Annotated in this window: 10 protein-coding genes and 1 tRNA gene; 5 read left to right on the forward strand and 6 right to left on the reverse strand. The window is 67.0% G+C overall.

Translation table 11 applies throughout. The annotated features are described in order from the left end of the window. Positions 1 to 20: 20 nt before the first annotated feature. Together ST3T6A_RS0113545 and ST3T6A_RS0113550 are read right to left on the reverse strand one after the other, a co-directional pair. A complete protein-coding gene (locus ST3T6A_RS0113545; RefSeq protein ID WP_019833478.1) occupies positions 21 to 1,298 on the reverse strand; it encodes a hypothetical protein in 1,278 nt (425 codons plus the stop codon). Positions 1,299 to 1,328: 30 nt separating this feature from the next. Continuing rightward, positions 1,329 to 3,602, reverse strand: coding sequence for a glycosyltransferase family 4 protein (locus ST3T6A_RS0113550; RefSeq protein WP_026359702.1), 2,274 nt, complete (start codon positions 3,600 to 3,602; stop codon positions 1,329 to 1,331). 262 nt (positions 3,603 to 3,864) lie between these two features. Here ST3T6A_RS0113550 and ST3T6A_RS0113555 point away from each other — a divergent pair, with 262 nt between their 5' ends. The 5 genes from ST3T6A_RS0113555 (at position 3,865) to ST3T6A_RS0113575 (ending at position 9,057) form a co-directional block, all read left to right on the forward strand. Then, positions 3,865 to 4,143, forward strand: coding sequence for a hypothetical protein (locus ST3T6A_RS0113555; RefSeq protein WP_019833480.1), 279 nt, complete (start codon positions 3,865 to 3,867; stop codon positions 4,141 to 4,143). A 135-nt stretch (positions 4,144 to 4,278) separates the two neighbouring features. Further along, a tRNA-Pro gene (locus ST3T6A_RS0113560) sits at positions 4,279 to 4,355 on the forward strand. A gap of 582 nt (positions 4,356 to 4,937) precedes the next feature. Further along, on the forward strand, positions 4,938 to 6,755 hold the full coding sequence (locus tag ST3T6A_RS0113565) for a DUF885 domain-containing protein (protein ID WP_019833481.1): 1,818 nt from the start codon (positions 4,938 to 4,940) through the stop codon (positions 6,753 to 6,755). A 26-nt stretch (positions 6,756 to 6,781) separates the two neighbouring features. Then, entirely contained in the window at positions 6,782 to 8,641 is a 1,860-nt protein-coding gene (locus ST3T6A_RS0113570; RefSeq protein ID WP_019833482.1) for a DUF885 domain-containing protein, read from the forward strand. Further along, entirely contained in the window at positions 8,638 to 9,057 is a 420-nt protein-coding gene (locus ST3T6A_RS0113575; RefSeq protein ID WP_019833483.1) for a secondary thiamine-phosphate synthase enzyme YjbQ, read from the forward strand. The genes ST3T6A_RS0113570 and ST3T6A_RS0113575 overlap by 4 nt, the downstream gene beginning before the upstream one ends. Here ST3T6A_RS0113575 and ST3T6A_RS0113580 read toward each other — a convergent pair. Genes ST3T6A_RS0113580 through ST3T6A_RS0113595 form a run of 4 tightly spaced genes read right to left on the reverse strand, consistent with a single transcriptional unit; the run spans position 9,054 to position 12,843 of the window. Beyond that, the gene (locus ST3T6A_RS0113580) at positions 9,054 to 9,584 is read right to left on the reverse strand and encodes a GNAT family N-acetyltransferase (RefSeq protein ID WP_019833484.1); all 531 of its coding nucleotides are present in this window, start codon (positions 9,582 to 9,584) and stop codon (positions 9,054 to 9,056) included. The two genes, ST3T6A_RS0113575 and ST3T6A_RS0113580, sit on opposite strands and share 4 nt — an antisense overlap. Then, the gene (gene hemB / locus ST3T6A_RS0113585; RefSeq protein ID WP_026359704.1) at positions 9,581 to 10,573 is read right to left on the reverse strand and encodes a porphobilinogen synthase; all 993 of its coding nucleotides are present in this window, start codon (positions 10,571 to 10,573) and stop codon (positions 9,581 to 9,583) included. The genes ST3T6A_RS0113580 and hemB overlap by 4 nt, the downstream gene beginning before the upstream one ends. Positions 10,574 to 10,582: 9 nt before the next feature. After that, positions 10,583 to 11,374, reverse strand: coding sequence for a formate dehydrogenase accessory sulfurtransferase FdhD (gene fdhD / locus ST3T6A_RS0113590; RefSeq protein ID WP_019833486.1), 792 nt, complete (start codon positions 11,372 to 11,374; stop codon positions 10,583 to 10,585). 5 nt (positions 11,375 to 11,379) lie between these two features. Then, positions 11,380 to 12,843 (reverse strand): MATE family efflux transporter, encoded by a 1,464-nt coding sequence (locus ST3T6A_RS0113595; RefSeq protein ID WP_019833487.1) that lies wholly within the window; start codon positions 12,841 to 12,843, stop codon positions 11,380 to 11,382. Positions 12,844 to 12,861: the final 18 nt, after the last annotated feature.

Genomic DNA, 12,861 nt, shown 5'->3' on the forward strand with positions numbered 1-12,861 from the left:
TCGGGCGGCGCGCCCATGCCTCACACCATCGCGGCGACCAGTTCCCTGATCGGCACGAAGGCGAAGCCCACCGCGCTGTCCGCCACGCCATAGGGCATGAAGAGCAGATCGCCATGGCGCAGCGCCCCGCAGGTGTAGACCACATTGGGCACATAGCCCTCGCGATCCTCGGCGGCGGCGGAGATCAGCGGCTCGGGTGTGCGGCCGATGATCTTCTGCGGGTTCTCCTTGTCGAGCAGCACCGCGCCCAGCGAATATTTCCGCATCGCGCCGACGCCATGGGTGAGCAGCAGCCAGCCTTCGTCCAGCTCGATCGGCGAACCGCAATTGCCGATCTGCACCATCTCCCAAGGAAATTTCGGCGCCATCAACAGTTCCCCCTCGCCCCAGTGGGTGAGCGAGCGCGAGCGGATGAGATAGAGATTCTCGCCATCCTGCCGCCCGGCCATGACGTACCAGCCGCCGATCTTGCGGGGGAATAGCGCCATGCCCTTGTTGCGCGCGGCGGGGCCGCCCATGGGGCTGAGCTGGAAGGTGCGGAAGTCGCGGGTGCGGATAAGCTCGGAACGGATGCTCTCGCCGTTATAGGCGGTGTAGGTGCCGAGCCATTCGGTCGAGCCGTCCTCATGGGTGAACTCGACGAGGCGGAGATCTTCCAGCCCCTTGGACTGCGCCGCCGTCATCGGGAAGATCACCGTCCCCGAGAGCGTCGAATCCTTGTGCCGGTGCACCTCGATCGCGCCATTCTCCAGCTCCAGCGCGCTGTCGGCGGCGGTGGCGAAGGGCGGCTCCGGCGCCAGCTCGAAACGCGTGCCGGGCGAGAGGATGCCCTCGCGGAAGGCGATCGAGCTGATATGCCCCTCGCCCACCGTGCGCAGCGACATGATGATCCGCGACGATCCGGGCGACAGGCCGCTCTGATCCGGGTGGCGCACGATCGACGGGTTCATGATCGCCGCTGCAGCATAGCTGTATTCGTGGCAGAAGAAGGCCCCGATGAGCTGCCGCTTCACCTCGGGGATGGCGTCGTCGTCCAGTTGCAGGGCGCCGGCCATCTGCGCGTAGCGCGTCAGGAAGACGTTGCGGGTCTGCCAGTGCCGCGCCTCGAAATCCTTGAAGACCGTGGCAAGCTCGCGCGCGGCGCAGGCCTCGTCCATGGCCAGCACCCCTTCCGCGATGCGCCTCGGGCGGCTGATCTGGCCGCGCTTGGAGTCGATCGGGATGTGGAAGGGACGAACCACCACACGCGACGCATCTGCCTGAAGACGCAACGGCCAGTGCATGACGAAATCGAGCAAACTGCCTCCCACCCGGCGGCGACTGCCCGATCAGGAAGCCACGGTGCCGGTCCTCAAGGTAGATCCGTCCTGCTCGGCCTTTTCCGTCATTTCACGCATCGCGCAACAGGCAAATTGAAAGGACAGGACGGATTCCGCGCCCTGGTTCAGGTTGACGCGATCACTCATCAGTCCGTCGAAACATCCGCCGTCGACACTTGACCCGAGCGGCAAACCCAGATCGTTCGCGCCGAGATACCAGGCATAGGCCCGCCGCGCGGTCTCCAGCCAGCGATCGAACCCGCTAAGCTCGGCCGCGACCCGCGCCGCGTCGATCGTCGCCCAGGCTTCGAGAGGCTGCTGGTCGAACATCAGCGGCAATGCGTAGCGGCGGCCGAAGCTGTCCGTGCCGACCGCGCGGAACCGCCCTTCCTCGCTGGTCTGGATATGGTCGAGCCATGCCAGGGTGGTGAGGCCGTCGCCCTTCATCCCCTCGTCGCCGAGCCGCCGGCCGGCGCGCATCAGCGCCTCGGGCACGCGGGCATTGTCATAGGCGAGCACCGGCTCGAACCAGTCCCAGCCCGGCCGCCGATAGGTTGCGAGCAATGCTTGCAACCGCTTCCCCAGATCGCGCAGCAGGGACAGCGCCAGTTCGTGGCCGGAATGCGCCTCCAGCATCGCATCCGCCGCCAGCATCGAGAAGGCCCAGGCACGCGGGCTGCCCAACGCACGGGCATGGGGCGCGACCTGATCGAACAGCCGCGCCGCCCACAGCCTCAGCTCGTGCCCGCGTGCGATGGAGGCGGTCACGCCCAGCGACCAGAGCGTGCGGCCGAAACTGTCCTCGGACCCCTCCTCCTCCAGCCAGCTCCGATCGAAGGACATGAAGTTGCGGAACCGCCCCAGGCCGCCATTCCACGCATGTTGCACGAAGGCCGCGTAGATGCGCGCCAGCCTGTCGGCCCTCGCAGCGTCCTCGCCGTCGAACCGGTGCATCAGCATGAGCGCGCGGCAATTGTCGTCCACGCAATAGCCGTGCGAGCGATCGGGCACGGAGAAGATCGAATGCTGCACGATGCCGCAGGCGTCGCTCAACCGCTCGATCGCGCCGAGTTGCGGGGGAACCGGCTCCATGCTGCGCTCACCGCCACGGAACAGCAGCGGAGAACCGCTCCGGACGGCCTCCTCGAAGATCGCCACATAGGCGCGGGCGAATTCGGACCAGACCATCGTCCGCCCCTTGGCCCAGCAGCGGCGCGACATGGCCTCGCGCGCCTCCGGATCGTCGAGCAGGCCGGTGATCCGCTCCGCGAACCCCGCGCTGTCGCCGAAGCCGACAAGCAGGCCGCGACCCTCGGCCAGCAGTTCCACGGCGTGCCAATAGGGCGTCGACACCACCGGCCGCCCCAGCGCGACGGCATAGCTCAGCGTCCCCGAGACGATCTGCGCCTCGTTCAGATAGGGCGTCACATAGATATCGGCCGCCGCAATATAATCGAGCAGCCGCTCCTGCTCGACGAAGCCGTCGACGAAACGGACATGATCGCTGACGTCCAGTTCCTCGGCCAGCGCCATCAGCCGCTCGCGATAGGCCTCGCCCTCCCGCGCGACGAGATGCGGATGGGTCGCGCCCAGCACGACATAGAGCGTGTCCGGATGCGCCGCGACGATCGCCGGCATCGCACGGATCATCGTCTCGATGCCCTTGTTCGGCGAGAGCAGCCCGAAGGTCAGCAGGACGCGATGGCCCGAAAGCCCGAATTGCGCCTTCTCCGCCGCCCCATCGCCCAGCGGCCGGTCGGGAACGCCGTGCAGCACCACGGCGATGCGATCGTCCGACACGCCATGGACATCACGCAGGATCTGGCGCCCCTTCTCGGCCATCACCACCAGCCTGGACGCCCGCCGGACGAGACCTTCGATCACGCTGCGCTGTTCGGGCGACGGCTGCTCCAGCACGGTATGCAGCGTCACCACGACAGGCGCCTTCACGCGATCGAGCAGCTTCAGCAGGTAGGTTCCGGCCGCTCCGCCATAGATGCCATATTCATGCTGGACGCAGACCACGTCGGCGCCGCTGGCGTTGATGCGGTGGGCGGCGCGTCCATAGTCCCTGAGGTCGTCCTGATCGATGGAGAAGACCACCTTGGGCGGATAATCATAACGCTTGCCGCCATCGTTCATGGCGTAGATGCCGACGTCGATATCCGGAAATGTCGCCCTGAGGCCGGCGTGAACATCCGCCGTAAATGTTGCGATGCCACAAAGTCGGGGTGGGCAATTACCAATCAAAGCAACTCTTTTAAGACCTTGTCCTGTGCGCATCGCAAGCACCCCAACCGCGCGTAATGGCCAAATAAGGCGAGACGGTAACGCGCGCAGAAACCCCGTCAGCCTTACCAATGCACGACGCTTGCCAAAGTTGCGTAACCCTTTGTGCAAACGCGAAGATATGCGACGACTGGAACGCGCAAATCTATTTTTACCGTTGACCGGAGATATGGGCGCGTTATGCCGTCATGCCGGGGACGGCAGCGGCCGGGCCCGCGAGATGTGTTATCTATCTGTATTTTGGGGAGCAGCCCGAATGAAGAAGCTTGCCTTTGTCCTTGCCGCCGCCGGACTGATGAGCGTCGCTGCATGCCACAAGACCGATCAGGCCGCTGCGGTGGAAAATGCCGGCGAGAACGCCTCCGCCGCGCTCGACAACCAGGGCGACATGCTTTCGGCGGCTGCCGATAACGCGTCGAACACTGCGGTTGCGAACTCGCTCGACAACGCGGCCGACGCCGCTCACAACGCCGCCGACAACGTCTCGTCGATGGCCGACAACAAGGCCGACGCGCTCAACAACGCGGCCAAGTAATTCGTCCAGCGCCTCTTCGGAGGCGCGCATCGGATGGACAAGAGCGGACGTTCCCGGGGGGAGCGTCCGTTTTTGCATGGGCATTCATAGAGTATCGTTGCATTCGCCCCGCCGACCGGGATAAGGCGACCCCGTCGGGGAGTAGCGCAGCCTGGTAGCGCATCTGCTTTGGGAGCAGAGGGTCGCAGGTTCGAATCCTGTCTCCCCGACCACCTTTCGACAATTCCAGGATTGCGCCTGACGCAATTTGCAGCGGATCGTGAGCCATGGCTCACGGGTGTCCGGTCGCACAGCCAGAGCGCCGTCATCCCGCCTACGCCTTTTTCCCTGCGGCACGGGATCGCTAATCCTTTCGGACTAGGGGCTTCGGCAATCACCTTTCAGCGGTTTCGAGAATTACAAACCTCTTCCGAATAAGAATCTGCCATTCCAAAGCGTTACGATCGGACGCGATAGAATCCGTGCCCGTAGATCATAGTTCCGGCGCCGATCGAGGACTTCCCGATCTCCGCATAAATTGCGGAATAATCTCCCGCCGGACGGCATCTTCTCCTTTTTGAACAATTGAATCCCGAAATATTCAAGATAGAGTCTCAGCCATCGCGTATCCCATCGTTTGTGGCCGGCACCGCTCCTCCCCCGCCCCGCCGGCCCACTGGTCGCCCCCTGCCCCCGCCCCCAAGCCCGCGGGGGGCGACCGCCCCCTTTCCTCATCGGCACGGTCAAAGCCCTTGCTCCTGAATGCGGGTCCGGCCTAGCGTGCATGTCCCCCCGGGGGGAGACAGGGGACCATCATGCTCGATCGTCGTGCATTCATACTTTCCGCGACAGCTCTTGGCGCGACCGTCAGCCTGCCCGACTGGGCGAAGGCCGCGGGCAGCTCGCCGTCGCCCGAGCTTCGCACGCTGTTCGATCGCATGTTCCACGACAATCTGCGCCTTCGCCCTGAGGCTGCGACCCAGCTCGGCCTCGACAAGGGCGCGGATGCGGACCTGCGCGCCAAGCTCTCCGACGAGGGCGATGCCGGCCGCGCCGCCGCCCGTGCCGCGACGCAGGCCGATCTGGCCGCGCTTGCGCGGATTGACCGAGCCTCCCTCTCCGAAGCCGACCAGATCGACTATGACACCGTGCTCTACACCCGGAAGTCGGCGGCGGCTGTGCAGGCCTTCGATTTCGGCGGTTCCTCCTTCGGCCCCTCGCCTTACGCCGTCAGCCAGCTCACCGGCGCCTATCAGTCGGTGCCCGATTTCCTCGACACCAAGCACAAGATCGAGACCCGCGAGGACGCCGACGCCTATCTGTCGCGCCTCGAGGCCTTTGCCGGCCAGCTCGACGACAACAGCGCCCGGATGCGTCACGACGCCGGGCTCGGCGTGGTCGCGCCGGACTTCCTGCTCGACACCACGCTCACCCAGATGACGCGCACCCGCGTGCCGGCGTCGGAAGCGCTGGTGGTCACCTCGATCGCCCGCCGCGCCGCCGCCAAGGGGCTGGGCGACGGCTATGGCAAGAAGGCTGCCGCGATCTACGACGAGAAGGTCGGCCCCGCGCTGGATCGCCAGATCGCGCTTGCCCGGGAGATGCGCGCGAAGGCGACCCACGACGCCGGTGTCTGGAAGTTCCGCGACGGCGAGGCCTATTACGCCACCGCGCTCCGCACCACGACGACGGCCGCGATGAGCCCCGACGAGGTGCACCGCTTCGGCCTCGATCAGGCCAAGGCAATCTCCTCGCGGCTGGACGGGCTGCTGAAGGCGCAAGGCTTCACCAAGGGCACGATCGGCGAGCGCATGGCCGCGCTCTACAAGGACCCGCGCCAGCTCTATCCGAACACCGACGAGGGCAAGGTGCAGGCGATCGCCTATTGCAACGCCCGCCTCGATGCGATCCGCACCAGGCTGCCGGGCGTGTTCAGCCGCCTGCCCGCCTACAGCTTCGAGGTACGCCGCGTGCCGCCGCAGACCGAAGCCGGCGCGGCCTCGGCCTTCTCGCAGGCGCCCGCCATCGACGGATCGCGCCCCGGCCTCGTCTATTTCAACCTGCACGACAGCGCCGAGTGGCCGAAATTTTGCCTCGCCACGACCGTCTATCATGAGGGCCTGCCGGGGCATCAGATGGAGGGCGGGCTCGCCCTCTCGAACAAGGCGCTGCCCCTGATCCGCAAGACGGGCGGCTTTTCGGGCTATGGCGAAGGCTGGGCGCTCTATGCCGAGCAGCTCGCCGACGAGATCGGCATGTATGACGACGATCCGCTCGGGCGTCTGGGCTATCTGAAGTTCCAGCTCTTCCGCGCCAATCGCTGCGTGGTGGACACCGGCATCCATCATCTGCGCTGGGGCCGCGAGCAGGCGATCGCCTATTTCGTCGAGCAGGACGGCGAGGCCCCCGGCTTCGCCACGCGCGAGGTGGAGCGCTATTGCGCCACGCCCGGACAGGCGGCGAGCTACAAGATCGGCCACTCCACCTTCGTCGGCATCCGCGAGAAGGCGAAGGCGAAGCTCGGCAACCGCTTCGACATCAAGGCCTATCATGACGCCGTGCTGGCGCATGGCCGCGTGCCGCTCGAAATCCTCCAGCAGATCGGCGACCGCTGGGTCGCGACGCTCGCCTGAACGATAACGACAAGAAGAAGGGGATCATGATGTTCGATCTGCAACGCCTCCATCGGCGCGACCTGTTGGGCGCGGCGGCTCTGGGAGGCACGTTCGCGGCGCTGCCGGGTGCGGCATGGGCCGCGGCGAAGGCCGGCGATCCGCTGTCGACGCTGCTGGCGGGCTTCGCGGACGAGCTGCTGATGCTCTCGCCCGAGACCGCCACCTCGCTCGGCCTCGACAAGGGCGCACATGCGGCGCTGCGGGGCCAGCTCTCGGACCTGTCGGCGGCGGGCATCGCCAAGTCGGATGCGGCCATCCGCTCGATGCATACGCGCCTGCTCAAGCTCAACCGCGCCTCGCTCTCGCCGATGGGGCAGATCCACTACGACACCGTCCGTTACGCCACGGAGCGCGGCATCGACGGCACCGCCTTCCGCTATGGCGGCGGCGCGGCGTCCGGCTTCGCGGGCGGCACGGGCCCCTATGTGGTGACCCAGCAGAGCGGCGCCGTCACCGGCGTCCCCGAATTCCTCGTCTCGCAGCACAAGATCGACACCAAGGCGGATGCCGAGGCCTATGTCGCCCGTGTCGCCGCCTTCGCGCGCCAGATCAACGAGGAGACGGCCCGCATCCGCGCCGATGCGGCGATCGGCGTCGTTCCGCCGAGCTTCATCGCCAGCAACGCGATCGGCATCCTCAAGGATTTCCGCGCCATCGCGCCCGACAAGCAGCGTCTGGTCACCAATCTCGCGGAGCGCGCCAGGGCGCTCGGCCTGCCTGCCTCTTACGAGCAGCAGGCGGCGAAGCTCGTCCAGACCGCGATCTATCTGGCGCTCGACCGCCAGATCGAGACCTTCGCCAAGGTGACCGCCAACGCGCCCTCCACCGCCGGCGTCCAGCGCCTGCCCGATGGCGAGGCCTATTATCGCTGGGCGCTGCGTCTCGGCACCACGACCACCCAGTCGCCGGAGGAAGTCCACCGCATCGGCCTCGCCCAGAACGAGGAGATCAAGGCGCGGATGGACACGCTGCTCAAGGCGCAGGGCATGACGCAGGGCACCGTCGGCGAGCGTGTGACGGCGCTCAACAAGGACCCGCGCTTCCTCTATCCGGATACCGACGAGGGCCGCGCGCAGCTCATCGCCTATCTCAACGGCCGCATCGCGGCGGTGCGCCCGCTGATGCCGAAGCTCAGCCATCTCGGCCTCAAGGCCGACGTGATCGTGAAGCGCGTGCCGCCGGACATTCAGGATGGCGCGGCGCTCGGCTATATGAACTTCGCCTCGCTCGATGGGTCGCGCCCGGCGATCTACTACGTCAACCTGAAGTCGACGTCGCTCTGGCCGCGCTACCAGCTTTCGACGCTGACCGCGCATGAGGGCATCCCCGGCCACACATGGCAGGGCGCCTATCTCGCCGAGCATCACAACGAGATCCCGACAATCAGCTCGCTGATGGGCTTCAACGCCTTCGTCGAGGGCTGGGCGCTCTATGCCGAGCAGCTCATCGACGAGAGCGGCCTCTATGACGACGATCCCTGGAGCCGGATCGGCTATCTTCAGGCGCAGCAGTTCCGCGCCTGCCGCCTCGTTGCGGACACCGGCCTCCATTCCATGGGCTGGAGCCGCGAGAAGACGGTCGCCTTCCTTTCCGGCGAGAGCGGCAAGGGCGCCGACGCGATGACCAGCGAGACCGATCGCTATTGCGCCTCGCCGGGGCAGGCCTGCGGCTACAAGACCGGGCATAATGAGATCACCCGCCTGCGCGACCATGCCAAGCAGGCGCTGGGGCCGAAGTTCGACCTCGCCGGTTATAACGATACCGTGGTGAAGACGGGCGGCGTGCCGCTCGAACTGCTGCCCGGCGTGATCGACCGCTATATCGAGACCGCGAAGAAGGCATGAGACAGGCCTCGCACATCTTCCGCATCGCCACCCACGGGCAAGGCCTCGTCGAGTTCACCGACAAGGTCGTCCAGTGGGTGGAGGCGCAGGAGATGCGCGAGGGGCTGCTCACCCTGTTCTGCCGGCACACCTCCGCGTCGCTTCTCATCCAGGAGAATGCGGCGCGCGAGGTGCGCGCGGACCTGCAGGACTTCTTCGCCACGATCGCGCCCGAGGACCCGACGCGCTATCGCCATGACGACGAAGGGCCGGACGACATGCCCGCCCATCTGCGCGCCGCGCTGACGCAGGTGCAGCTCGGCGTGCCCCTGATCGACGGCAGGCTCTCCCTCGGCACATGGCAGGGAATCTACCTGTTCGAGCACCGTCGCGTGCCCCACCGCCGCGAGGTGGCGGCCCATCTGCTGGGCGATTAGGCGGGGCGCTCCATCACATAGGTGATGTGCCGGTGAAGCGGGTGGTCTTCCGCGAAATGGGGATGGCCGAAATCCATGTCCGGCCGCCGCGTCATGCCCAGCCGCTCCATCAGCCCCCAGCTCGATGTGTTCCCCGGCACGGTGATCGCCACGATCCGCGTGGCATCGAGGTTCGCCCAGCCCCAGGCGAGGCTGGCGAGTGCCGCTTCCTTGGCGAAGCCCTGACCCCACGCATCCTCGCGCAGCCGCCAGCCGATCTCGATCTCACCGTCGATCGGCCCGACATTGCCGACCTTCAGCCCGCAGAAGCCGAGGAACGCCCCATCGCCCTTGCGTTCCACCGCCCAGAAGCAATGGCCATGCGCCGCCTGACAAGCCCGGACGCGCGCGATCGCCTCGTCCACCTGCTCCGGCGACTGGAGGCCGCCGAGATGCTTCATGACGTTCGGCGACTGCCCCATGGCCAGGAACGGATCGCGATCCTCGTCCCGCCAATCCCTCAGGATCAGGCGTTCGGTCTCGATCATGCGCCCATCAGCCGCGCCGCATGGGCCGCATGATAGGTGAGCACGCCCGAACAGCCCGCCCGCTTGAAGGAAAGCAGCGTTTCCATCACCAGAGCATCGCGATCGCCCATGCCGGCCGCCGCGGCCGCCTCGATCATCGCATATTCGCCGGACACCTGATAGGCGAACACCGGCACCTCGAACCGCTCCTTCACGCGGCGGATGATGTCGAGATAGGGCAGGCCCGGCTTCACCATCACCGTATCCGCGCCCTCGGCGAGATCGAGCGCCACCTCGCGCAGCGCCTCCTCGGCATTGGCATGATCCATCTGATAGCCGCGCTTGTCGCCCTTGAGCCGCCCGCGCGAGCCGACCGCATCGCGGAACGGGCCGTAGAAGGCGGAGGCATATTTGGCGGCATAGGCCATGATCTGGACGTTGTGATGGCCGGTCGCCTCCAACGCCGTGCGGATCGCGCCGACGCGGCCGTCCATCATGTCGGACGGCGCGATGATGTCCGCGCCCGCCTCGGCCTGCACCAGCGCCTGCTGGACGAGCAACTCGCTCGTCGCGTCGTTCAGGACATAGCCGCGCTCGTCGACCAGACCGTCATGGCCATGCTCGGTATAGGGATCGAGCGCGACGTCGGTCAGCACGCCGACTTCGGGCGCGGCATCCTTGATCGCCTTCACCGCGCGGCAGATCAGGTTGTCCGGGTTGAGCGCCTCGCGCCCATCCGGCGTGCGCAGATGCTGCGGCGTGTTGGGGAAGAGCGCGATGCAGGGGATGCCCAGATCGCGCGCCTCGCGCGCCCGCGCGGCGATCCCGTCCAGCGACCAGCGCGACACGCCCGGCAGCGTCGAAATCGGTTCCTCGACACCCTGCCCCTCGGTGATGAAGAGCGGCCAGATCAGATCGGCCGGGGTCAGCACATTCTCGGCGACCATGCGGCGGGACCAGGGGGCGACGCGGGTGCGGCGCAGGCGGAGCGCGGGGTAGGAAGCGGTCATGGCCCCCATCTAGTCGCTTGGTGTGAGCGCTTCCAGAGCCGCATCGGGCCTTGCGAGCGCAATGATGCGAACGCCCGCCTCCGCCGCCCGCTCCACCGCGAGGCTGGTCGGCGCGGAGATGGCGACGAGCGTGTGGCAAAGGCTGAGCGCCGCCTTCTCGACCAGCTCATAGGAAAGCCGCGCGGTGGTAAGCGCGAAGCCCTCGCCCCAGCCTTCGCCAGCCCGCGCCATCGCTCCGACCAGCTTGTCGAAGGCGTTGTGGCGGCCGATGTCCTCGCGAGCCAGCCGGATCGCGCCGCTCGCATCACAGAAGGCGGCGGCATGAACCGCGCCCGTCTCCCGGCCGATGGGCTGATGCTCGCGGATCGCACCGAGCGCGCGGAAGATGGCCTCAGACGCGACCGGCTCGGCCGGTGGCGTGACGCGCGGCAGAGGCCGAAGCGCCTGCTCCAGATTCTCGATGCCGCACAGGCCGCAGGAGGATTCGGACACGCGATGGCGCACGCGCTCGAACACCCGCTCGCGCACGCCCTTCGCCAATGCGAGGCGCAGCAGTACGCCGCGCTCCGCCTCGTGCGGCTCGATGGCAAGAAGTTGATCCGCCCGATCGATCAGGCGTTCGGAGAGGCAGAAGCCGGTTGCGAAATCGTCGAGCGCCTCGGGCGTCGCCATCATCACGGCATAGCCGACGCCGTCGATCTCGATGGCGACGGGCCTCTCCACGGCCAGCGGGCGTTCGATCGGCTGCGCCCCGCCCTCCGGCGTGCGACGCAGGAATGCGGCGGGGCGGACGGCCTCCATGGCGTTCAGGCCGCGGCCTGCTTCGCTGCCTCGCGGGGGCTCACCGTCCGCATATGAAGCGTCCGCCAGCCGCCCGCGCGATAATAGCCGAGCGACATGAGCATGGAGGCGAGCGAACTCAGCGGCATCGTCCACCAGAAGGCTTCGGTGCCGATGAAGGGCCGGAGAGCGAACACCGCGCCCAGCCGCACCGGGAACATGGCGATGAACAGGATCACCAGCGGCGCGATCACCGATCCGTTGGCGCGCACCGTGCCGAAGATCACCATCGTGATGCCGAACATCAGGAAGGACCAGCTCGCCACCAGATGGATATGCCGTGCGATCGGCAGGGCAAGGCTGTCCCCGCCAAGGAAGAGCGCCAGCACCGGCCGATCCACCAGCGTCACCAGCAGGATCAGCGCGGCGGTGATGAGCAGGTTGACGATGATTCCCCAGCGCGTGACGGCGTCCACCCGATCCCAGAGCTGCGCGCCGATATTCTGCGCCGCCATCGCCGACACCGCCGCCCCGATCGCGAGCGCCGGCATCTGGATATAGGTCCAGAGCTGGAGCGTAACGCCATAGGCCGCCACCACGTCCACGCCGGCATGGTTGATGAGGCCCATCAGCGCGAGGCCCGCGAAGGAGATCACGAACATCTGCAGCCCGATGGGGATGCCCTTGACGAGGATCACCTTGAGCAGCGCCGGATCGGGGATCAGCCAGCGCAGCTCCCGCCCACGCAGGCGGACGGTGAGGTCGCGTGCATAGATCACCACGATCAGCACGAAGAGGCTGACATAGGCGGCGATGGCGGTCGCGGTGGCGGCGCCGCCGATGCCGAGCCGGGGTGCGCCTGCCAGGCCTCGGATAAAGACGGGATTCAGCCCGCTATCCAGCAGCACGTTGAGGATCATGATGAGGAAGGGCGTCATCGAATCGCCGGTGCCGCGCATCCCCATGGTGATGACGGTCATCACGAACAGCGGCGGCAGCGCGATGAAGATCACCCGCAGATAGGCCTGCGCCAGCGCCGCCGCGTCGGCGGGCGTGGCGAGCAGGTGGAGGATCGCAGGCGAAGCCCAGTAGCCGGCGATCGAAATGACGATGGATGCGATGGCGAACAGCCCTACCGCTGTGCCCATCGCCCGGCGCGCGGCCTCGATATCGCGCCGGCCCATATTCTGGCCGATCATGATCGTGGCGGCGAGGCCGAAGCCGAACACCGCCGCCAGCATCAGGAACAGCACGAGATTGGCGTTGGAGGTCGCCGCCAACGCATTCTCGCCGAGGAAGCGCCCCACCCAGATCGCGTTGATCGATCCATTCAGCGACTGGAGGATGTTGGTGCCGAGCGTCGGTAGCGCGAAGATCAGCAGGGTCGAGGCGATCGCACCCTTGGTCAGGTCGCGCCCGCCATGGGGACGACGCGCCGCGCCTCCGGCTGGCGGCTCGGCCGGCATGGCCTGCGTTTCGCTGTCGGCCATAAGCTCGTTTCCTCCCCG

The organism is Sphingomonas sp. PR090111-T3T-6A, assembly GCF_000383095.1.
In the GTDB taxonomy this organism is placed as follows: Bacteria; Pseudomonadota; Alphaproteobacteria; order Sphingomonadales; family Sphingomonadaceae; genus Solisphingomonas.

What these genes read in the sequence shown, in the direction of transcription:
- ST3T6A_RS0113550 (WP_026359702.1), bottom strand. Translation starts at nt 3,602, where the DNA reads ATGCGCACAGGACAAGGTCTTAAAAGAGTTGCTTTGATTGGTAATTGC.
- ST3T6A_RS0113555 (WP_019833480.1), top strand. Translation starts at nt 3,865, where the DNA reads ATGAAGAAGCTTGCCTTTGTCCTTGCCGCCGCCGGACTGATGAGCGTC.
- ST3T6A_RS0113565 (WP_019833481.1), top strand. Translation starts at nt 4,938, where the DNA reads ATGCTCGATCGTCGTGCATTCATACTTTCCGCGACAGCTCTTGGCGCG.
- ST3T6A_RS0113570 (WP_019833482.1), top strand. Translation starts at nt 6,782, where the DNA reads ATGATGTTCGATCTGCAACGCCTCCATCGGCGCGACCTGTTGGGCGCG.
- ST3T6A_RS0113575 (WP_019833483.1), top strand. Translation starts at nt 8,638, where the DNA reads ATGAGACAGGCCTCGCACATCTTCCGCATCGCCACCCACGGGCAAGGC.
- ST3T6A_RS0113580 (WP_019833484.1), bottom strand. Translation starts at nt 9,584, where the DNA reads ATGATCGAGACCGAACGCCTGATCCTGAGGGATTGGCGGGACGAGGAT.
- hemB (WP_026359704.1), bottom strand. Translation starts at nt 10,573, where the DNA reads ATGACCGCTTCCTACCCCGCGCTCCGCCTGCGCCGCACCCGCGTCGCC.
- fdhD (WP_019833486.1), bottom strand. Translation starts at nt 11,374, where the DNA reads ATGGAGGCCGTCCGCCCCGCCGCATTCCTGCGTCGCACGCCGGAGGGC.
- ST3T6A_RS0113595 (WP_019833487.1), bottom strand. Translation starts at nt 12,843, where the DNA reads ATGGCCGACAGCGAAACGCAGGCCATGCCGGCCGAGCCGCCAGCCGGA.